Genomic DNA, 20,708 nt, shown 5'->3' with positions numbered 1-20,708 from the left:
GGGTGACCGGGCCGCTGTCGTGTGCGGGCCTTCGCGGCCGACTACTCGCGGGGGAGCTTGCTCGCGGCGGCGGTGTCCAGCAGCCAGCGGGTGGCCTGCTTGCCGCGCGCCCCGGCGGCCGGGATCTCCAGCGGCGACGCGCCGCCCAGTGCCTGGGCCACCGCGTCCGCCTTGGCCTCGCCGCTGACCAGCAGCCAGACCTCTTCCGCGGCGGCGAGCGCGGAGAAGCCCAGGCTCACCCGGGTCGGCGGGGGCTTCGGGCAGTCCCGGACGGCGACGACGGGGCGCTCGTCCCGGGCGGCGGGGGAGTCCGGGAAGATCGAGGCCACGTGCCCCTCGGCACCCATGCCGAGCATCAGCACGTCGATCCGGGGCAGCGTCTCACCGTCGCCGGCGGCCGCGGCGAGCTGCTCGGCGTACCAGGCAGCTGCCTCCTCGGGCTCGTCGAAGCCGGCGTCGGAGGAGGGGATGGGGTGCACCCGCTCCGGGTCCAGCGGCACCTTACCCAGCAGGGCCTCCCGGGCGCCGAGCTCGTTGCGGTCCGGGTGGTCGACCGGGACGAAACGCTCGTCGCCCCACCAGACGTCCACCGCGGCCCAGTCGACCACGGCGTGCTCGGGCTCGGCGGCCAGCTCGGCCACCCGCTCCAGCACCGCGGTCCCGATGCCGCCGCCGGTGACGACGACCGACGCCGTCCCGTGCACCGCCTGTGCGGCGGCCAGCCGGGCGACCAGCGCCGAGGCCACCGAGCGGGCGAGCCGGTCGGCGTCCGGTTCGATCACCACGTCGGGGGTCGGGAGACCGGAGTCGGCCAGCGCCTCGTCGACCCGGTCACCGGGCGAGGTCTGGCTCATCGGGTGCCCGCCTTCTTCGCGGCTGCGGCGCCGGCCTTCTTCGCCGACGGCGCGGCGGGGGACTGCACGGCCGCCTGCTCCTCGGAGTCGTCGGCGGGGGAGTCGTGCTCACCGCTGAGGGCGACCTCGTCGGTGTCCCCGGGCACGTCGGGCACCGTCGGGGCCGCGTGCGCCGTCGCGGAGCCTCCGGCGGTCTCACCCCGGACGTCGCGGGGCTCGGTGGTCTGCTCGGGCCGCATCGGGTCGAACCAGACGTGGTCGCGACAGGCCGGCCGGTCGGACAGGCCCCGTACACCGGTGACGGCCTCCAGCGCCTCGCTGTAGGGCTCGTCGGGGTCCAGCCGACGCAGTTCCTCACCGATCAGCTCACCGAGACTGCGGTCGGGGAGGGCGACGACGGACTCCGGCCGGAACGGCTGGTCGATCACCGCGCCGCCCTTGCGGTCGTCCTGCAGCCGCACCTCCTCGCCCTGGTCGAGCTGCAGGGTCACCGAGTCGATGCCGCGGGGGCCGTTCTTCCGCGGGCTGGGCACCACCTCGATGGGGCACCCGCACCGGGAGGAGAGCCAGCCGGCCACCAGCTGGGCGGTGGCGTTGTCCGGGTCGCCCTCCACGCGTCCGCCCAGCACCCGGACCGGCTCGCCGCGGCGGCCGGACACGGAGTCCAGCGTGGAGGCGAGCGTGGCCCGCCAGGGGGTGCTGCGCGTCCAGGTGATGTCGGTGTCGCCGGGGTAGTAGTCGTGCGCCCGGTTGCGCAGCGCGGCCACCGGGTCCGGCGCCATCGACGAGTCGGTGATCCGCCGGTCGGCGATCACACCGAGCGCGTCGCGGGCGATCTGCTCCGGGGGCGTCTCGTGCCACCAGGTGACCACCGGGGCGTCGGCGGCCAGCAGCGGCAGGACGACGGACTCGGCGTGCAGCCCCAGCCGGCCGTACATCCGCATGACCACGGACTCGCCGGGGCCCAGCCGGCCACCGATCTGCACCTCGGCGTCCAGCCGGGGCACCGGGGCCTCGATCTGCCGCCGGACGACGATCAGCAGCCGGCAGGGGTGTACCTCCGCGGCGGCGGTCGCCGCCTGCTCGGCCTCGGCGACGCGGCCCTCGTCGGCCACGACCACCAGGGTCAGCGCGACACCGCTCATCACGGCGCCGCCGGTGCGGCGTTGGGCGGCCAGTTCCTTGACCACCGCGGAGCCGGTGGTGTCCCAGAGTGTCGTCATGACGTTCCCTCCTCGAGGGTGGGCAGAGCGGGGCGGGGGAGGAGGGCGGTCACGGTCGGCGCCACGCCCGGCCCTCGGCCTCGAGCATCGCGTCGGCGGCGCGGGGGCCCCACTCACCGGCCCGGTAGGGGTGCGGGGTCGTGTTGGCCCAGAACTCCTCGAGCGGGTCGATGACCGCCCAGGATGCCTCCACCTCGGCGTTGCGGGGGAACAGCGTGGCGTCGCCGAGCAGCACGTCCAGCAGCAGTCGCTCGTAGGCCTCGGGGCTGGCCTCGGTGAACTGCTCGCCGTAGAGGAAGTCCATCGCGACGTCGCGGACCTCCATCACGCTGCCGGGCACCTTCGACCCGAACTTCAGCGTCACGCCCTCGTCGGGCTGCACCCGGATGACGAGCTGGTTGTGGCCCAGCTCCTCGGTGTCGGTGGGCGCGAACGGCAGGTGCGGGGCCCGCTTGAACACCAGGGCGATCTCGGTGACCCGGCGGGGCAGCCGCTTGCCGGTGCGCAGGTAGAACGGGACGCCGGCCCAGCGGCGGGTCTCCACGCCCAGCCGGACGGCGGCGTAGGTCTCGGTGGTGGAGTCGGGGGAGACGCCCTCCTCCTGCTGGTAGCCGGTGGCCCGCTGCCCGGCCAGCCAGCCCTGCTGGTACTGACCGCGGATGGCGAACCGGTCCATGTCGGCGACGTCGGGCACGGACACGGCGCGCAGCACCTTCAGCTTCTCGGTGCGGATCTCCTCCGCCGAGAACTCCACCGGCTCCTCCATGGCGGTCAGCGCCAGCAGCTGGAGGAGGTGGTTCTGCAGCACGTCCCGGGCGGCGCCGGTCTTCTCGTAGAAGCCGGCGCGGCCGCCGATGCCGACGTCCTCGGCCATGGTGATCTGCACCGAGTCGACGTGGTGGCCGTTCCACAGCGGCTCGAAGAGGGTGTTGGCGAACCGGAGGGCCAGCAGGTTCTGGACCGTCTCCTTGCCCAGGTAGTGGTCGATCCGGAAGACGTCGTCGGCGGTGAACACCGAGTCCACCAGCTCGTTGAGCTGCCGGCTGGAGGCGAGGTCGGTGCCGAACGGCTTCTCCACGACCACCCGCCGCCAGCGGTCGGGGGTGCTCTCGGCCATCCCGGTGCGCTGCATCTGCTTGAGCACGGTCGGGAACAGGGCCGGCGGGATCGACAGGTAGAACGCGGCGTTGCCGCCGATGCCGTGGCTGCCCTCGAGCTCGGCGAGGTTGCTGGCCAGCTCGTCGAAGGCGTCGTCGTCGTCGAAGGAGCCCTGGACGAAGCGGACGCTGTTGGCCAGCCGCTCCCAGACCTCCTCGCGCCACGGGGTGCGGGCGTGCTCACGGGCGGCCGAGCGGGCGAGCTCGGAGAACTCGACGTCCCCCCAGTCGCGGCGGGCGAAGCCCAGCAACGCGAAGTTGGTGGGCAGCAGCCCGCGGTTGGCCAGGTCGTACACGGCCGGCAGCAACTTCTTGCGCGACAGGTCCCCGGTGATCCCGAAGACGACCAGCGCGCACGGCTCCGGTACTCGGGGCAGCCGCCGGTCCCGCGGATCGCGCAACGGGTTGGTGGGCATCGTCAGATCCGTCCTCGATCAGCTCGCAGGGTGCCGCCGTCCGGTGCGGCGCCGGACCGGACGGCGGCGGTGTTCAGGGGGTGGTGCGGTGGGGCGGTGGCGCCGCGGTGCGGGCCGGGGGACGACGCGGACGTCGTCCCCCGGCCCGTCGGTCAGGCCTTGTCCTGCAGCTGCTCCTGGACCGACGCGGTCAGCTCGTCCCAGGCGTCGACGAACTTCTGCACGGCCTCGTCCTCGAGGACGCGGAAGACGTCGTCGAGGTCGATCCCGGCGTCGGCGACCGCCTGCATGACCTTCTCGGCGTCCGCGTAGGCCGACTGCACCGGGGTGCCGGCCTGGCCGTGGTCGGCGTAGGCCTGCATGGTCTTCTCCGGCATCGTGTTCACCGTGTCCGGGGCGATGAGCTCGGACAGGTAGAGGGTGTCGGAGTACTCCGGGTTCTTGACGCCGGTCGAGGCCCACAGCGCCCGCTGCTTGCTGGCGCCCTTGGCCTCCAGCGCCTTCCAGCGGTCGGAGGAGAACACCTCCTCGTAGGCCTGGTAGGCCAGCTGGGCGTTGGCCACGCCGGCCTTGCCCTTGAGCGAGGCGTCGGCGCCGGCGGCGTCCAGGCGCTTGTCGATCTCGGTGTCCACGCGGGAGACGAAGAACGACGCCACGGACTCGATGCCCTCGAAGGAGGCGTTCGGGTCCTCGGCCAGCCGCTGCTCGAGGCCCGCGATGTAGGCCTCCATCACGGCCCGGTAGCGCTCGAGGCTGAAGATCAGCGTCACGTTCACGCTGATGCCGGCCGCGATCGTGGAGGTGATCGCCGGCAGGCCCTCGACGGTCGCCGGGATCTTGATGAACAGGTTCGGCCGGTCGACCAGCCACCACAGGTGGGCGGCCTCCGCGGCGGTCGCGTCGGTGTCGCGGGCCAGGCCCGGGGCCACCTCCAGCGACACGCGGCCGTCCCGGCCGGTCCGCTCGGCGACCGGCGCGAGCAGGTCGCAGGCGTCCCGGACGTCGGCGGCGGTGATGGTGCGCAGCGCCTCCTCGACGCTCACCTTGCGCACCGCCATGGCGTGCAGCTGGTCGTCGTAGGACTTCGATCCGCTGATCGCCGCGGCGAAGATGCTCGGGTTGGTGGTGACGCCGACGACGCTGTGCTCGTCGACCAGCTGCTGCAGGTTGCCGCTGCGGATGCGGTCGCGGGAGAGGTCGTCGAGCCAGACGGCGACCCCCGCCTGCGACAGCTGTGCCAGGTTTTCGTTCTGGGTCATGGTCAGTTCCTTCCTAGAAGAGCGGTGCGCCTGGGGCGGCCCCGGTGCAGGGGCCCGCCCCGAGCGTGCGAGGGGTGGGGGGCACCGGGGTCCTTTCTCAGTGGTCGCCGGTGGCGTCGGAGCTGAAGACCCCGCCGCGGGAGACGCCGGCACCGCTCGGCGGGTTGGCGCCGGAGGCAGCGGCCTCGATGCTCTCCCGTGCCGCCGCGACGACGGCGTCCTCGGTCAGCCCGAACTCCTCGTACAGCTTCGAGAAGGACGCGCTGGCGCCGTAGTGGTTGAGCCCGACGATCCGTCCGGCGTCGCCGACGAACTCGCGCCAGCCCATGGGCACCCCGGCCTCGACGCTGACCCGCGCCTTGACCGACGGGGGCAGCACCTGCTCACGGTAGGCCTGGTCCTGCTCGGCGAACCACTCCCAGCAGGGCAGGGAGACGACCCGGGTCGGGACGCCGGCGGCCTCGAGCTGCTCGCGGGCGGCGACGGCGATCTGCACCTCGGAGCCGGTGCCCATGAGGATCACCTCGGGGGTGCCGCTGGACGCCTCGGCGAGCACGTAGCCGCCCTTGGCGACGCCCTCGGCGGAGGCGAACTGGGTCCGGTCGAACACCGGCAGGTTCTGCCGGGAGAGCGCCAGGCCGGCCGGCCGGTCGTTGTGCTCCAGGATCGTCCGCCACGCGACCGCGGTCTCGTTGGCGTCGGCCGGACGTACGAAGTCCAGGCCGGGGATGGCCCGCAGCGCGGCGTAGTGCTCGATCGGCTGGTGGGTCGGGCCGTCCTCGCCCAGGCCGATCGAGTCGTGCGTCCACACGTAGGTCACCGGCAGCTGCATGAGGGCGGCCAGCCGCACCGCTCCACGCATGTAGTCGGAGAAGGTGAGGAACGTGCCGCCGTAGACCCGGGTGCCGCCGTGCAGGGCGATGCCGTTCATGACCGCGCCCATGGCGTGCTCACGGACGCCGAAGTGCAGCGTGCGGCCGTAGGGGCCACCGGTCCACGCCTTGGTCTGGCGGTTCGCCGGGAGGAACGACGGCTCGCCCTTGACCGCGGTGTTGTTGCTCTCGGCCAGGTCGGCCGAGCCGCCCCACAGCTCGGGGAGCTCGGGGTAGAGGGCGGAGAGGACCTCGCCGGAGGCCTTGCGGGTGGCGACGCCCTTGGGGTCGGCGTCCCAGCTCGGCAGCTTCTCCGCCCAGCCCTCGGGCAGGGTGCGGGTGCTCATCCGCTCCATCAGCGCCGCGCCGGCCGGGTTGGCCTGCTGCCAAGCGTCGAACTGCTGCTGCCAGGCGCGGTGTGCCTCCTGGCCGCGGGTGACGGCCTTGCGGGTGTGCTCGATGACCTCGGGGCGGACCTCGAAGGTCTGCTCCGGGTCGAAACCCAGGATCTCCTTGGTCGCCTTGACCTCGTCCTCGCCGAGCGCGGAGCCGTGCACGGCGCCGGTGTTCTGCTTGTTCGGCGAGGGCCAGCCGATGACCGTGCGCAGCACGATGATCGAGGGGCGGTTCGTCTCGGCCTTGGCGGCGGCGAAGGCGGCGTCCACGGCGGCGAGGTCCTCACCGTCGTCGACGTGCTGCACGTGCCAGCCGTAGGCGGCGTAGCGCGCGCCGACGTCCTCGGTGAAGGCGACGGTGGTGTCGTCCTCGATGGAGATCTTGTTGTCGTCGTAGACGAGCACGAGGTTGCCCAGCTGCTGGGTGCCGGCCAGCGAGGAGGCCTCGCCGCTGACGCCCTCCTCCAGGTCACCGTCGGAGGCGAACGCCCAGATCGTGTGGTCGAACAGGCTCTCGCCCTCGGCGGCGTCGGGGTCGAGCATGCCGCGCTCGCGGCGGGCGGCCATCGCCATGCCGACCGCGTTGCCGACGCCCTGGCCCAGCGGGCCGGTGGTGGTCTCGACGCCGGCGGTGTGGCCGACCTCGGGGTGCCCCGGGGTCTTCGAGCCCCAGGTGCGCAGCGCCTTGAGGTCGTCGAGCTCGAGGCCGTAGCCGGCCAGGTACAGCTGGACGTACAGGGTGAGGCTCGAGTGCCCCATGGAGAGCACGAAGCGGTCGCGGGCCGCCCAGTTCGGGTCGCTCGGGTCGTGCTTGAGCCACTTCTGGAACAGCAGGTAGGCGACCGGCGCCATGCTCATCGCGGTGCCCGGGTGGCCGTTGCCCACCTTCTGGACGGCGTCCATGGCCAGCACGCGGGCGGTGTCGATGGCGGCGCGGTCCAGGTCGCCGAAGCCCTCGGGGAGGGTGGGCGTGGGCTGGCGGGGCGAGCCGGTGGAGCTGTCGGTGGCGGCCTCGGCGGGGGCCTCGGCGGCGGTGCTCTTGGTTCCGTTGTCGCTGGTCATGTGGCGCTCGGAGCTCCCTCGGGGATAGATCGGTGTCGGACCCGCCCGGGGGGCCAGGGGGTCGATCCACCCCGGGCGGACGACGGTGCACACCACGGCCGCCCCGGTCGGCGCGGTCGGAGGTCGTGAGCGTGGGCGCGCCGTCGTCCTCGACGTCCGCCCTACCCGCATCACGCGCAGAGTCAACGTGATCAAACCCTAGTGGTGCTGAGTCATTCCGCGGGGGATGCCCGGCTACAGTGGTCGCGCAACCCCATCCCCGGCGGAGAAGGACCTCGTGGTGCTCTGCTGCCCGCGCGACGCCGCGCTCCTGGGCATGCGGTGACGGCGATCGCCGACCGCTCCGTCAGCCCGGCCCGGCCGACGAGATCGGCCCGTGCGACGGTCGCCGCCTACGTCTCGCTGACCAAGCCCAAGCTCGTCGAGCTGCTGCTGGTCACCACGCTGCCGGCGATGATGCTGGCTGCCGGTGGATGGCCCGGGACCGGCCTGGTCGTGGCCACGCTCGTCGGCGGCATGCTCGCCGCCGGCGCCGCCAACACCATCAACTGCTGGTACGACCGCGACATCGACCGGCTGATGTCGCGCACCCGTGACCGGCCGATCCCCAGCGGGGTGATCCGGCCGCGCAACGCGCTGGTGTTCGGGGTGCTGCTGGCCTGGGTCGCGCTGGTCCTGCTGGGCCTGTTCACCACGCCACTGGCCACGGCGCTCACGGCGGCCGCGGTGCTGGCCTACTCGGTCTTCTACACGATGGTGCTCAAGCGCCGGACCCACCACAACACCGTCTTCGGCGGGCTGCCGGGCGCGGCGCCGGTGCTGATCGGCTGGGCCGCGGTCACCGGGTCGCTGGACTGGCCGGCGCTGGTCTTCTTCGGCATCGTCTTCTGCTGGCAGATGCCGCACTTCTGGGCGCTGGCCAGCCGGTTCCGCTTCGACTACTTCCGGGCCGGCGTACCCATGCTCTCGGTCGTCGCCGGTCCGGTCAGCGTGGGCCGCCAGTCGGTCGCGTGGGCATGGGGGACGTTGGCCGTCTCGCTGCTGATGGCCCCGGTCACCCCGCAGCTCGGCTGGGGCACCGGCATCGCGACCCTCGCCCTGGGCGCCTGGTACGTCGCCGAGTCGCACGCCTGGCTGCGCCGGATCAAGGCGGGCGTGCCCGACCGGCCGATGAAGCTGTTCTCGGTGTCGATCACCTACATGACACTGCTGTCGATCGCCCTGGTCGTCGACGTTCTCGCCTGAGGACGCTCCGGTGGCGCACGTCCCCGGCTGAGGAGCCGCCGCCTCCCGTCACGCCTCGCGGCGTCGGCCCGGGCCTCCCCGAGGTGGCCGGGCCAGCACGGCGCCGGCTCGACGCGGCCGCCCCGAGGGTCGTGCCCGCTCACTGCGTGCGGTCCTCCGGGGTCACCTCGGCTGCGCCGGCATCCGGCCGTCCTCGCGTCGGTCGGTGAGGGCGAGGAGGACGACGGCCAGGGCCACGCCGACGGACGCACCGGCGGTGTTCATCAGCCAGTCGTTGGTGTCGCACGCCCGGCCCAGGGCGGGCACGAGGGCCTGCAGCGCTTCGATCGCCCCGGACAGTGCGGCCGCCGCGGCCAGCACCAGCAGCGGGCGGCGGGTGAGCAGCGTGCCGAGGAGTGCCGGCGGCAGGAACAGCGCCACGTTGGCCAGCAGCTCGACGCTCCCCAGCGTCGGCACGGCGAACTGGACCGTGCAGCCGACATCGTCCCCTCGGGAGGTGCCGGACGGCACGAGGGTCAGGACGACCACCGGCAGCAGGGCGAGGCCCAGCAGCGCGGTGAGCAACCGGGGCCGGCGGCGCAGCACCAGGTGCCCGATCAGGGTGCTGCCGAGCACCACCAGGACCAGTGCGAGCGGCACGAGCGCCGCGTGCTCGACCAGGGCCGTGGAGGTCACCGGCGCACCATGACAGCGCGGAGCCGGCCGCCCGGCGACCGACTCTCGGCGTGTCGTACCGGCGGAGCGGCCCGGTCGCTCAGTGGACGGCGGCGGTGGTGACGGGGGAGCCGGCCACGGGCACCTCGGACGACGGCCCGCGGACCGACCAGACCAGCCGGGCGGTGTAGACGACGATCAGCACGGCGCCGGCCATGTGCAGCAGCACCAGCAGCGCGGGCAGGTCGGTGAAGTACTGGACGAAGCCGACGACGCCCTGGGCCAGCTCCACGATCAGCAGGTCGCGGGCCGCGCGGCGGACCCGGCCGGGGGCGTCGGTGGCGTGCAGGCCCACGAGCAGGGCGATGGTCAGGCCGATGAGCAGGAACACGAGGTCGGCGTGCAGCTGGCTCATCAGCTCCGGGTCCAGGCCGGTGCGGCCGGCCTCCGGGTCGCCGCTGTGCGGGCCGCTGCCGGTGACCACCGTGCCGGCCACCTGGACGGCGGCGACGGTGGCGGCGATGCCGGTGACCAGCAGCGCGAAGGGCCGGCGCACCAGCAGCTGCCCGACCCCGGGTTCGCGGGAGCGCAGCCACAGGACGGTGGCGATGGCGACCAGCACCGAGGAGACCAGGAAGTGGGCGGCCACGGTCCAGGGGTTCAGCCCGGTGAGCACGGTGACCCCGCCGAGGAGCGCCTGCGCCGGGATGCCCAGCAGGCTCAGCACGGCCAGCCGGCGCAGGTCCCGGCGTACCGAGGCGAAGACCGCCACGACGGTCGCGAACGCGATGACGACGAGGACGAAGGTCAGCAGCCGGTTGCCGAACTCGATCAGCCCGTGCCCGGCGAGCTCGGCGGTCGGCCGGATGCTGCCGTCGGTGCACTCCGGCCAGGTCGGGCAGCCCAGCCCCGAGCCGGTCAGGCGCACGGCGCCGCCGGTCACCACGATGACGCCGTTGGCGATCACGTTGGCCAGGGCGATCCGGGAGACCACGGACGGGTTCATCCGAGAGCGGAACGAGGCGGGAAGAACCGACACGCCCCGGATGCTACTTACCGTGGCGCCCCCGCCCCCCGGTTCGAGCAGAGAGCCCGCTCACCCGGCCGGCGGCACCGCCGACGCGCGACAGACCGACGGGGCAGTGACCCGGCGGACGGTGCGCAGCGTCCGCGGTGGGCAGGCGAGCGCCGTCCCGTCCCGACGAGAGGTCTCCCAGACATGACCAGCGGCTTCCCGGGCGCGCCCTTCGGTGGCGGCCCGTTCGACGACTTCTTCCAGGCGTTCCTCGGCGGCCCCGGTGCCCGCCGTGGCATGCAGCGGGTGGACATCACCCAGCTGCTCACCTCGCACTCCCGGGAGGTGGTCGCCGCGGCAGCGCGGCAGGCCGCCGAGTGGGGCAGCCCCGACCTGGACACCGAGCACCTGCTCTGGGCCCTGGCCGGGCACGAGCCGACCCGCACGCTGCTGACCCGCAGCGGCGTGGACGCCGACCGGCTGCAGGACGCGCTGGCCGGCCAGCTCGGCGGCGGCGAGCCCATCGGCCAGGCGCCGGCGCTCACCCCGGCCGCCAAGCGGGCGCTGCTCGACGCGCACCAGGTCTCCCGGGCGAGCGGCTCGACCTACATCGGCCCCGAGCACCTGCTGTTCGCACTGGCGCTCAACGGCGACTCCGGTGCCGGCCGCGTGCTGGGCGGTGCCCGGGTGACGCCCGAGGCGCTCCAGCAGGCGGCGGCCGGTGGGCCGGTGACCGCCGGCGGCGGGGGAGGCGCCGGCGAGCAGCCGCCGTCCAGCACCCCGACGCTGGACGAGTTCGGCCGCGACCTGACGGCGATGGCCCGCGACGGGAAGATCGACCCGGTGATCGGCCGCGCCCAGGAGATCGAGCAGACCATCGAGGTCCTGTCCCGGCGCAACAAGAACAACCCCGTGCTCATCGGTGAGGCCGGCGTCGGCAAGACCGCGATCGCCGAGGGCATCGCCCTGCAGATCGTGGACGGTGACGTCCCCGAGTCGCTGCGCGGCCGGCGGCTGGTGGAGCTCGACCTCACCGGCCTGGTCGCCGGCACCCGGTACCGCGGTGACTTCGAGGAGCGGTTGAAGAAGGTGATGGACGAGATCCGCGAGCACAGCGACGAGGTCATCGTCTTCATCGACGAGCTGCACACCGTCGTCAACGCGGGCGGCTCGGAGGGCTCGGCCGGGGCGGGCAACATGCTCAAGCCGGCGCTGGCCCGCGGTGAGCTGCACATCATCGGCGCCACCACGCTGGACGAGTACCGCCGCAACATCGAGAAGGACGCCGCGCTCGAGCGGCGCTTCCAGCCGGTGCTGGTGCCCGAGCCGAGCACGCTGGACACCATCGAGATCCTGCGCGGGCTGCGGGACCGCTACGAGGCGCACCACCAGGTGCGGTTCACCGACGAGGCGCTGGTCGCCGCCGCCGAGCTGTCGCAGCGCTACATCAGCGACCGGCACCTGCCGGACAAGGCGATCGACCTGATCGACCAGGCCGGTGCGCGCACCCGGCTGCGGGTCAAGCGGCCGACCACCGACCTGCGGACGCTCGAGCAGCGGGTGCAGGAGCTGCAGCGGGAGAAGGACCAGGCGGTCGCCGCGGAGCAGTACGAGCGGGCCTCCACGCTGCGCGACGAGATCACCACGGCGCAGGCCGAGCTGGAGGCGGCGCGGTCCGGCGGGGACGCAGGCATCCCGGAGGTCGGGGTCGCCGAGATCGCCGAGGTGGTCTCCCGGGCGACCGGCGTCCCGGTGGCCCAGCTGACCGAGGAGGAGCGCGACCGGCTGCTGCGGCTGGAGGACGTGCTGCACGAGCGGGTCGTCGGCCAGGACGAGGCGGTCGAGGTGGTCGCCGAGGCGATCCGTCGCTCGCGCGCGGGCCTGGGCGACCCGGACCGGCCGATCGGCAGCTTCCTGTTCCTCGGGCCCACCGGTGTCGGCAAGACCGAGCTGGCCCGGGCGCTGGCCGAGGCGCTGTTCGGTGACTCCGACCGGATGGTCCGGCTGGACATGAGCGAGTTCCAGGAGCGGCACACGGTCAGCCGACTGGTGGGCTCTCCTCCCGGCTACGTCGGCTACGAGGACGCCGGTCAGCTGACCGAGGCGGTGCGCCGCCGTCCGTACTCCGTGGTGCTGCTCGACGAGGTCGAGAAGGCCCACCCGGACGTGTTCAACACGCTGCTCCAGCTGCTCGACGACGGCCGGCTGACCGACTCCCAGGGCCGCACGGTCGACTTCACCAACACCGTGGTGATCATGACCAGCAACCTGGGCTCGGAGGCCATCGTCAACGCCGGGCGCGGGCCGCTGGGCTTCACCGCCAACGGGGACGCCGGCGACGACCTGCGCGACCAGGTGATGCGCCGGCTGCGGGAGGCCTTCCGTCCGGAGTTCCTCAACCGGATCGACGAGATCGTGGTCTTCCGGCAGCTGGAGGCCGAGCAGCTGGCCCGGATCACCGACCTGCTGCTGGACGAGACCCGGCGTCGGCTGGCCGCCCAGGACATCGCGGTCGAGTTCACCCCGGCGGCGGTCTCCTGGCTGGCCGAGCGGGGCTTCGAGCGCCAGTTCGGTGCGCGCCCGCTGCGCCGGGCGATCCAGCGGGAGGTCGACAACCGGCTCTCCCGGCTGGTGCTCGGCGGTGACCTGCAGGCCGGCCAGCGGGTGCGGGTGGACGTCGTGGACGGCGCCCTGAGCCTCCAGGTGTCCGACGTCGAGCCGAACACCGTCGCGGAGGCGGAGGCCTCGTCGCCCGCTGCGGTGTGACGTCCCTCTCCGTGGTGCGCGTGGAGCCCGCAAGTAAGGTCCGCCTTGCTTGCGGGCTCCTCGATTAAGCACACAATCGTGTTGTGGAAACTGCTGCGGCTCGCGCCGCCGTCCCTGCCGGTGCGCCGGCAGAAGACGGCCGCACCCGCGTCCGGGTGAGCGCGCTGCTGCTCGAGCACGGTCCGCAGTCCGCCGCCGAGCTGGCCGCCCGGCTGGGCATCTCGGCCGCGGCGGTGCGCCGGCACCTCGACGGGCTGGTCGCCGCCGGCCGGGTCACCGAGCGCGAGGCCCCCGGTGGGCAGCGGGGGAGGGGCCGGCCCGCGCGCCGGTTCGCCCTCACCGACGCCGGCCGGTCGGCCTTCCCGCACGCCTACGACGACCTGGCGCTCACCGCGCTCCGGTTCGTGGCCGAGCACGGCGGGCCCGACGCCGTCCGGGCCGTGGCCGAGCGGCAGCTGTCCGGGCTGGAGGAGCGGTGCGCCACCGTGGTGGAGCAGGCGCAGGCGGCCTCGCCCGGGCCGGTCGACCGCGCCCAGGTGGTCGCCGCCGCGCTGACCACCGAGGGCTACGCGGCGATGGCGATGTCGCTGGCCGGCCCGGGGAGCGGCGGCGGTGGCCAGCTGTGCCAGCACCACTGCCCGGTGGCCCACGTCGCCGCCGAGTTCCCCCAGCTGTGCGACGCTGAGACCGCGGTGATCAGCCGGCTGGTCGGCACGCACGTGCAGCGACTGGCCACCATCGCCCACGGCGACGGGATCTGCACCACGCACATCCCCGCCCAGTCCACCCCTGACCACATACCGGCCCAGCCCGTGCCCGCGCAGCGTGCACCGGGCCGGGCCACGGCCCGCGGCGGGAACAAAGCCGACCTGCCACACCCTGTACCTGCTGGTCGCGTCCCGGCTCCGGCCGCCGGCGCCAGCACTCGCAGCACCCCCTCGATCGACCGGGAGAGGACCCCCGCATGACCACCACGCAGCCGGTGCCCAGCGCGCCGATGACGCAGGACGAGACGATCGATGCGCTCGGTCGTTACAAGTACGGGTGGGCCGACACCGACGCCGCCGGCGCCTCGGCCACCCGCGGCATCAACGAGGACGTCGTCCGCGACATCTCGCGTCGCAAGAACGAGCCGGAGTGGATGCTGGAGCGCCGGCTCAAGGCGCTGAAGATCTTCGGCAAGAAGCCCATGCCCGACTGGGGCTCGGACCTCTCCGGCATCGACTTCCAGAACATCAAGTACTTCGTGCGGTCGACCGAGGCGCAGGCCACCTCGTGGGAGGACCTGCCCGACGACATCAAGAACACCTACGACAAGCTGGGCATCCCGGAGGCGGAGAAGCAGCGGCTGGTCTCCGGTGTCGCGGCCCAGTACGAGTCCGAGGTCGTCTACCACAAGATCCGTGAGGACCTCGAGGAGCAGGGCGTCCTGTTCCTGGACACCGACACCGCGCTGCGCGAGCAGCCCGAGCTGTTCCGCGAGTACTTCGGGTCGGTCATCCCGGCCGGGGACAACAAGTTCTCCGCGCTGAACACCGCGGTGTGGTCGGGTGGCTCGTTCATCTACGTGCCCAAGGGCGTCCACGTGGAGATCCCGCTGCAGGCCTACTTCCGGATCAACACCGAGAACATGGGCCAGTTCGAGCGGACCCTCATGATCATCGACGAGGGTGCCTACGTGCACTACGTCGAGGGCTGCACCGCGCCGATCTACAAGACCGACTCGCTGCACTCCGCGGTCGTCGAGATCATCGTGAAGAAGAACGCGCGCTGCCGGTACACGACCATCCAGAACTGGTCGAACAACGTCTACAACCTGGTCACCAAGCGGGCCGTGGCCCACGAGGGCGCGACCATGGAGTGGGTCGACGGCAACATCGGCTCCAAGGTGACGATGAAGTACCCGGCCGTGTGGATGACCGGTGAGCACGCCAAGGGCGAGGTCATGTCCATCGCCTTCGCCGGCGAGGGCCAGCACCAGGACGCCGGCGCCAAGATGGTGCACGCCGCGCCGCACACCTCCTCGACCATCGTGTCCAAGTCGGTGGCCCGGGGCGGTGGCCGTACCTCCTACCGCGGGCTGGTGCAGGTCGACGAGGGCGCCTACGGCTCCAAGTCGACGGTCAAGTGCGACGCGCTGCTGGTCGACACGATCAGCCGGTCGGACACCTACCCCTACGTCGACGTCCGCGAGGACGACGTCGCCATGGGCCACGAGGCCACGGTCTCGCGGGTCAGCGACGACCAGCTGTTCTACCTGATGAGTCGCGGGCTCTCCGAGGACGAGGCCATGGCGATGGTCGTTCGCGGCTTCGTCGAGCCGATCGCCCGGGAGCTGCCGATGGAGTACGCCCTCGAGCTCAACCGCCTGATCGAGCTGCAGATGGAAGGTGCCGTCGGCTGATGTCGGCTCCACAGAACACCGGTACTGACGACCAGACCACGCTGACCACGGACTCGGCCACCCTCGCCGGGGAGCTCTTCGCTCCCGGCGTGGGGGCCCAGGCCGGGCCGCCGACCACCCCGGCGGCCGGCACCGGCACCGCCGGCGACGTCCCGCCGGGCTCGCACTCGCACGGCGGGCCGACTCCCACCGGCTCGCCGGCCGAGCGGTTCACCTCCACCGACCCGGACGCCTTCCCCGTGCCCACCGGCCGCGAGGAGGAGTGGCGCTTCACCCCGATGCGCCGTGTCCGCGCGCTGCTGGACGGCGCACCGTCGGAGGCGTCCCTGCAGTGGGACACCGACCTGCCCGAGGGCGTCGAGCTGACCTCGGTGCCGGCCGACGACCCGCTGCTCAAGGGCCTGCCCGAGCCGGTCGACCGGCTCGCGGCGCTCACCCGCCAGCGCAGTGGGGACGCCACCGTCGTCCGGATCGCCAAGGACGCCGTGCTCGACCGCCCGGTGCGCCTGGGCCTGTCCGGCACCGGCGACGAGGACGTCGTCTGGGGCCAGCTGGTCGTCGAGGTCGGGCAGTTCGCCCAGGCCACGGTCGTGCTGGACCACTCGGGCCTGGCCCGCTACTCCGGCGGGGTCGCGTTCCTGCTCGGCGACGGCGCGCAGCTGACCGTCGTCTCGGTGCAGGACTGGGCCCCGGGCACGGTGCACGGCGGGCAGTTCGACGCCGTCGTCGGCCGGGACGCCACGCTCAAGCAGGTCGTGGTCACCCTGGGCGGCGACCTCGTCCGGCTGGTCAGCAACGTGCAGTACGCCGGCCCCGGCGGCTCGGTGGACATGTTCGGCCTGTACTTCGCCGACGAGACCCAGCACCAGGAGCACCGCCTCTGGGTCGACCACGGCACTCCCAACTGCCGCAGCAACGTCGTCTACAAGGGCGCGCTGCAGGGCGAGCAGGCGCACAGCGTGTGGGTCGGCGACGTGCGGATCCGTCCGGCGGCCACCGGCACCGACACCTACGAGCTCAACCGCAACCTGGTCCTCACCGACGGGGCGCGGGCGGACTCGGTGCCGAACCTGGAGATCGAGACCGGCGAGATCGTCGGCGCCGGGCACGCCAGCGCCACCGGCCGGTTCGACGACGAGCAGCTGTTCTACCTCTGCTCGCGCGGGATCGACGCGGAGACCGCGCGGCGCCTGGTCGTCCGCGGCTTCTTCGCCGACGTCGTCCAGCACATCGGGATCCCCGAGCTGCAGGACCGGCTGATGACCTCCATCGAGCGCCGGCTCGGTGCGCTGCCCGAGCTCGACGAGCAGCCCGTCGAGGTGGGCTGAGATGGCCTTCGAGCGGGTCTGTGCGCGGTCCGAGGTGCCCGAGGACGGCGCCCTGCGGATCGAGCTCACCGACGTGGACGTCGCGGTCGTGGACTTCGACGGCGACCTGTACGCGATCGAGGACCGGTGCTCGCACGCCGACGTCCCGCTGACCGACGGCGACCTGGACGAGGTCGACGGCGCCCCCACCATCGAGTGCGCGCTGCACGGGTCGTGCTTCGACCTGCGCACCGGCGCACCCACCAACCTGCCGGCCACCGAGCCGGTCCCCGTGTACCCGGTCCGGGTGGAGGGTGACGACGTCCTGGTCGACGTCGACGCCCGCCTCGCCGCGGCCAACTGACCAAGGAGCGAGAAACCCGTGACCAGCCCCACCGCGACCCCGTCCGCCACCGGCCTGTCCGCCGGCAGCGTGCTGGAGATCCGCGACCTGCACGTGACCGTCGGCGAGGGTGACGAGGCCAAGGAGATCCTCCGCGGCGTCGACCTGACCGTCCGCGGCGGCGAGACCCACGCGATCATGGGCCCCAACGGGTCGGGCAAGTCGACCCTGGCCTACTCGATCGCCGGGCACCCGAAGTACACGATCACCGGCGGCACCGTGACCCTCGACGGCGAGGACGTCCTCGCGATGACCGTCGACGAGCGCGCCCGCGCCGGCATGTTCCTGGCCATGCAGTACCCGGTCGAGGTGCCCGGGGTGTCGGTGTCGAACTTCCTGCGCACCGCCGCCACCGCGGTGACCGGCGAGGCGCCGAAGCTGCGCACCTGGGTCAGGGACGTGCGCACCGAGATGACGGCCCTGGAGATGGACGCCGCCTTCGCGGAGCGCAACGTCAACGAGGGCTTCTCCGGTGGTGAGAAGAAGCGCCACGAGATCCTGCAGATGCGGCTGCTCAAGCCCAAGGTCGCGATCCTCGACGAGACCGACTCCGGCCTGGACGTCGACGCGCTGCGGATCGTCTCCGAGGGCGTGAACCGCGCCAAGGCCGAGAGCCCGGTCGGCGTCCTGCTGATCACGCACTACACGCGGATCCTCAAGTACATCAAGCCCGACTTCGTGCACGTCTTCGTCGCCGGCCGGGTCGTCGACGAGGGTGGTCCGGAGCTCGCGCAGAAGCTCGAGGACGAGGGCTACGCCGCCTACGTCAAGGACTCCAACGAGCAGGCCGCAGCGGAGGCGCAGCAGGCATGACCGCGACCGTCTCGCGTCCTGCCGGGGCGCCTGTGCTGCCGCTGGACGTCGAGGCGATCCGCGCGGACTTCCCGATCCTGTCCCGCACCGTGCGGGACGGGCGTCGGCTGGTCTACCTCGACTCCGGTGCCACCTCGCAGAAGCCGACCAGCGTCCTGGACGCCGAGCGGCACTTCTACGAGAACTACAACGCCGCCCCGCACCGCGGTGCCCACCAGCTCGCCGAGGAGGCCACCGCCGCCTACGAGGCGGCCCGGGCCACCATCGGCGCGTTCATCGGGGCGCCGGAGAACGAGGTCGTCTTCACCCGCAACAGCACCGAGGCGATCAACCTGGTCGCCTACGCGCTGTCCAACGCGGCGACGGCGAAGGAGCCGGAGTTCCGCCGGTACGCCGTCGGTCAGGGCGACGAGATCGTCGTGACCGAGATGGAGCACCACGCCAACCTGTTGCCCTGGCAGCAGCTGTGCGAGCGGACCGGGGCGACCCTGCGCTGGCTCGGGCTCACCGACGACGGCCGGCTGGACCTCTCCGACCTGGGCACCGTGGTCAACGAGCGCACCAAGCTCGTCGCGGTGACCCAGCAGTCGAACATCCTGGGCACGATCAACCCGCTGGGCGAGATCACCGCCCGGGCCCGGGAGGTCGGCGCCCTGGTCCTGATCGACGGCGCGCAGTCGGTCCCGCACCAGCCGGTCGACGTCGCCACGCTGGGCGCGGACTTCCTGGTCTTCTCCGGGCACAAGATGCTCGGCCCCACCGGGGTCGGGGTGCTCTGGGGCCGGTACGAGGTGCTCGACGCGCTGCCGCCGTTCCTCACCGGCGGCTCGATGATCGAGGTCGTGCGGATGGAGGGCAGCACGTTCATGCCCCCGCCGCAGCGCTTCGAGGCCGGCGTCCCGATGACCGCGCAGGTGATCGGGCTCGGTGCCGCCGTGGAGTACCTGCAGCGGCTGGGCATGGCGAACGTGCTGGCCCACGAGGAGGCGCTCACCGCCTACGCCCTCGAGCAGCTGCAGGCCATCCCCGGCGTGACCGTGATCGGCCCGCCGGACACCGTCGCCCGCGGCGGGGCGATCAGCTTCACCGTCGAGGGCATCCACCCGCACGACGTCGGACAGGTGCTCGACGACCTGGGCATCGCCGTCCGGGTCGGGCACCACTGCGCCTGGCCGGTGGTGCGCCGCTACGGAGTGCCGGCCACCACCCGGGCCACGTTCTACGTGCACACCGGCTACGACGACATCGACGCGCTCGTCGACGGCGTGCGGGAAGCCCAGCGCTTCTTCGGCGTTGCACCCTCTGACAGCGAGGGAGCAACGAGCTGATGCAGCTGCAGTCGATGTACCAGGACATCATCCTGGACCACTACCGGAACCCCCACGGCCGCGGACTCCGCGACCCGTTCGAGGCCGAGGTGCACCACGTCAACCCGACGTGCGGTGACGAGGTGACCCTGCGGGTGCACCTGGACGGCGACACCATCGCCGACGTCTCCTACGAGGGGATGGGCTGCTCGATCAGCCAGGCGTCGGTCTCGGCGATGTACGACCTGGTGCTGGGCAAGAGCGTCACCGACGCCCTGCAGACCGGCGAGCAGTTCATGACGCTGATGCAGAGCAAGGGCGACGCCGCCGTGGCCGAGCGGCTGGAGGACGACCTCGAGGACGCCGTCGCCTTCGCCGGGGTCTCCAAGTACCCGGCACGGGTCAAGTGCGCACTGATGAGCTGGATGGCGCTGAAGGACGCGAGCGCCCGCGCCCTGTCCACCGCCCCGACGGGAGAGAACGCATGACCGAGAACACGCCCGACACCGCCACCGCCGACGCCGGCATCTTCGGCGGCAAGTCCGCCCTGCTCGAGGACGTCGAGGAGGCCATGCGCGACGTCGTCGACCCCGAGCTGGGCGTCAACGTCGTCGACCTCGGCCTGGTCTACGGCCTGGACGTCGACACCGAGGCCAACGTCGCGATCATCGACATGACCCTGACCTCGGCGGCCTGCCCGCTGACCGACGTCATCGAGGACCAGGCCCGCCAGGCCCTCACCGGCGGCCCCGGCCCCGGCCTCGTCGACGACATCCGGATCAACTGGGTCTGGATGCCGCCGTGGGGCCCGGACAAGATCACCGACGACGGCCGCGAGCAGCTCCGGGCCCTCGGCTTCCGTGTGTGAGCTCTGAGCTCCTTCCCGGTCTCCTGGACCGGCTGGCCGCGGGGGAGACCCCGCCGGCCGACGCCAGCGTGACCACGGTGCCCGCACCTGCCCTCTCAGACGGACGGCGGGTGCGGGCACTCGTCGTCGGGGGCACCGGCTGGCACGTGGTCGCCGCCGACGTCGACCCGGCCTGGGTGGCCGCCCAGGTCGCCCACGAGCCGATCGAGGCGCCGCTGGGCGCCCGCTTCCTCTCGACACTGGCCGACCGGGTGGGTGCCGAGCCCGGCGTCCTGGACGCCCTGCTGGTCGCCCCGCCCGCTCCGGCCGACCCCGGCCTGGACCTCGTGGAGACCGGCCCGGGGGAGCACCCGCGGGTCCGGCGGGCGCTGGCCCACCGAACCGACGTCCGGGTCTGGACGACGCCCGACGGCACCGCGCTGCTCACCCTCGGCCAGGGCGTCTGCGGGCGCTGGGAGGTGGGCGTGGAGGTCCACCCGTCCGCCCGTGGCCGCGGGCTGGGCACCGCGCTGGCGGCGGCCGCCCCGGCCCTCGTGCCGCAGGCGGAGCGGGCGTGGGCCCAGGTCGCACCGGCGAACGTCGCCTCGCTCCGGTCGTTCCTCGCCGCGGGGTGGCATCCCGTGGGCGCGGAGGTGCTGTTCGGTCCGGGGCGCCGCGTCGCGTCGTTGGTACAGCGGCTGTAACAGCG

Annotated in this window: 18 protein-coding genes; 11 read left to right on the top strand and 7 right to left on the bottom strand. The window is 72.9% G+C overall.

Going from position 1 to position 20,708, the window contains the following annotated elements; all coding sequences use genetic code 11:
* Positions 1-41: 41 nt before the first annotated feature.
* The 5 genes from pgl to tkt form a co-directional block, all read right to left on the bottom strand.
* Entirely contained in the window at positions 42-854 is an 813-nt protein-coding gene (gene pgl / locus HLA93_RS19370; protein ID WP_222196083.1) for a 6-phosphogluconolactonase, read from the bottom strand.
* Positions 851-2,077, bottom strand: a complete 1,227-nt coding sequence (locus tag HLA93_RS19365) for a glucose-6-phosphate dehydrogenase assembly protein OpcA (RefSeq protein ID WP_222196082.1) — start codon at positions 2,075-2,077, stop codon at positions 851-853. The genes pgl and HLA93_RS19365 overlap by 4 nt, the downstream gene beginning before the upstream one ends.
* Before the next feature lie 49 nt (positions 2,078-2,126).
* On the bottom strand, positions 2,127-3,650 hold the full coding sequence (gene zwf / locus HLA93_RS19360; RefSeq protein WP_222196081.1) for a glucose-6-phosphate dehydrogenase: 1,524 nt from the start codon (positions 3,648-3,650) through the stop codon (positions 2,127-2,129).
* A gap of 152 nt (positions 3,651-3,802) precedes the next feature.
* Positions 3,803-4,909, bottom strand: a complete 1,107-nt coding sequence (gene tal, locus HLA93_RS19355; RefSeq protein ID WP_222196080.1) for a transaldolase — start codon at positions 4,907-4,909, stop codon at positions 3,803-3,805.
* Positions 4,910-5,006: 97 nt separating this feature from the next.
* Positions 5,007-7,238 carry a transketolase gene (gene tkt, locus HLA93_RS19350; protein ID WP_222196079.1) on the bottom strand — a complete coding sequence of 744 codons (2,232 nt, stop codon included), beginning with the start codon at positions 7,236-7,238 and terminating at the stop codon, positions 5,007-5,009.
* A 321-nt stretch (positions 7,239-7,559) separates the two neighbouring features.
* Here tkt and HLA93_RS19345 point away from each other — a divergent pair, with 321 nt between their 5' ends.
* Entirely contained in the window at positions 7,560-8,483 is a 924-nt protein-coding gene (locus HLA93_RS19345) for a heme o synthase (RefSeq protein ID WP_222196078.1), read from the top strand.
* A gap of 162 nt (positions 8,484-8,645) precedes the next feature.
* Here the strand turns inward: HLA93_RS19345 and HLA93_RS19340 are convergent, their stop codons facing one another.
* Together HLA93_RS19340 and HLA93_RS19335 are read right to left on the bottom strand one after the other, a co-directional pair.
* Entirely contained in the window at positions 8,646-9,158 is a 513-nt protein-coding gene (locus HLA93_RS19340; RefSeq protein ID WP_222196077.1) for a VanZ family protein, read from the bottom strand.
* Between the two features lie 79 nt (positions 9,159-9,237).
* Positions 9,238-10,176 carry a COX15/CtaA family protein gene (locus HLA93_RS19335; protein ID WP_308128243.1) on the bottom strand — a complete coding sequence of 313 codons (939 nt, stop codon included), beginning with the start codon at positions 10,174-10,176 and terminating at the stop codon, positions 9,238-9,240.
* Positions 10,177-10,356: 180 nt separating this feature from the next.
* Here HLA93_RS19335 and HLA93_RS19330 point away from each other — a divergent pair, with 180 nt between their 5' ends.
* The 10 genes from HLA93_RS19330 (at position 10,357) to HLA93_RS19285 (ending at position 20,703) form a co-directional block, all read left to right on the top strand.
* A complete protein-coding gene (locus HLA93_RS19330; protein WP_222196076.1) occupies positions 10,357-12,918 on the top strand; it encodes an ATP-dependent Clp protease ATP-binding subunit in 2,562 nt (853 codons plus the stop codon).
* Between the two features lie 83 nt (positions 12,919-13,001).
* A complete protein-coding gene (locus HLA93_RS19325; RefSeq protein ID WP_222196075.1) occupies positions 13,002-13,886 on the top strand; it encodes a helix-turn-helix transcriptional regulator in 885 nt (294 codons plus the stop codon).
* The gene (gene sufB / locus HLA93_RS19320; protein WP_222196074.1) at positions 13,883-15,322 is read left to right on the top strand and encodes a Fe-S cluster assembly protein SufB; all 1,440 of its coding nucleotides are present in this window, start codon (positions 13,883-13,885) and stop codon (positions 15,320-15,322) included. Before HLA93_RS19325 ends, sufB begins: the two co-directional genes overlap by 4 nt.
* Positions 15,322-16,650 carry a Fe-S cluster assembly protein SufD gene (sufD, locus tag HLA93_RS19315; RefSeq protein ID WP_222196073.1) on the top strand — a complete coding sequence of 443 codons (1,329 nt, stop codon included), beginning with the start codon at positions 15,322-15,324 and terminating at the stop codon, positions 16,648-16,650. Before sufB ends, sufD begins: the two co-directional genes overlap by 1 nt.
* Before the next feature lies 1 nt (position 16,651).
* Entirely contained in the window at positions 16,652-16,993 is a 342-nt protein-coding gene (locus HLA93_RS19310; RefSeq protein ID WP_222196072.1) for a non-heme iron oxygenase ferredoxin subunit, read from the top strand.
* An 18-nt stretch (positions 16,994-17,011) separates the two neighbouring features.
* Positions 17,012-17,845, top strand: coding sequence for a Fe-S cluster assembly ATPase SufC (gene sufC / locus HLA93_RS19305; RefSeq protein ID WP_308128242.1), 834 nt, complete (start codon positions 17,012-17,014; stop codon positions 17,843-17,845).
* Positions 17,842-19,173 (top strand): cysteine desulfurase, encoded by a 1,332-nt coding sequence (locus HLA93_RS19300; protein ID WP_222196071.1) that lies wholly within the window; start codon positions 17,842-17,844, stop codon positions 19,171-19,173. Before sufC ends, HLA93_RS19300 begins: the two co-directional genes overlap by 4 nt.
* Positions 19,173-19,640, top strand: a complete 468-nt coding sequence (gene sufU / locus HLA93_RS19295) for a Fe-S cluster assembly sulfur transfer protein SufU (protein ID WP_222196070.1) — start codon at positions 19,173-19,175, stop codon at positions 19,638-19,640. Before HLA93_RS19300 ends, sufU begins: the two co-directional genes overlap by 1 nt.
* Complete coding sequence (locus HLA93_RS19290) at positions 19,637-20,020, top strand: metal-sulfur cluster assembly factor (protein ID WP_281425482.1); 384 nt, start codon at positions 19,637-19,639, stop codon at positions 20,018-20,020. The genes sufU and HLA93_RS19290 overlap by 4 nt, the downstream gene beginning before the upstream one ends.
* Positions 20,017-20,703 (top strand): GNAT family N-acetyltransferase, encoded by a 687-nt coding sequence (locus HLA93_RS19285; RefSeq protein WP_222196069.1) that lies wholly within the window; start codon positions 20,017-20,019, stop codon positions 20,701-20,703. Before HLA93_RS19290 ends, HLA93_RS19285 begins: the two co-directional genes overlap by 4 nt.
* Positions 20,704-20,708 lie beyond the last annotated feature (5 nt).

The organism is Modestobacter italicus (assembly GCF_019799965.1).
GTDB lineage: Bacteria > Actinomycetota > Actinomycetes > Mycobacteriales > Geodermatophilaceae > Modestobacter > Modestobacter italicus_A.
The sequence above is the reverse complement of the archived record's forward strand: the minus strand, read 5'-3'. Positions and strand labels throughout refer to the sequence as shown.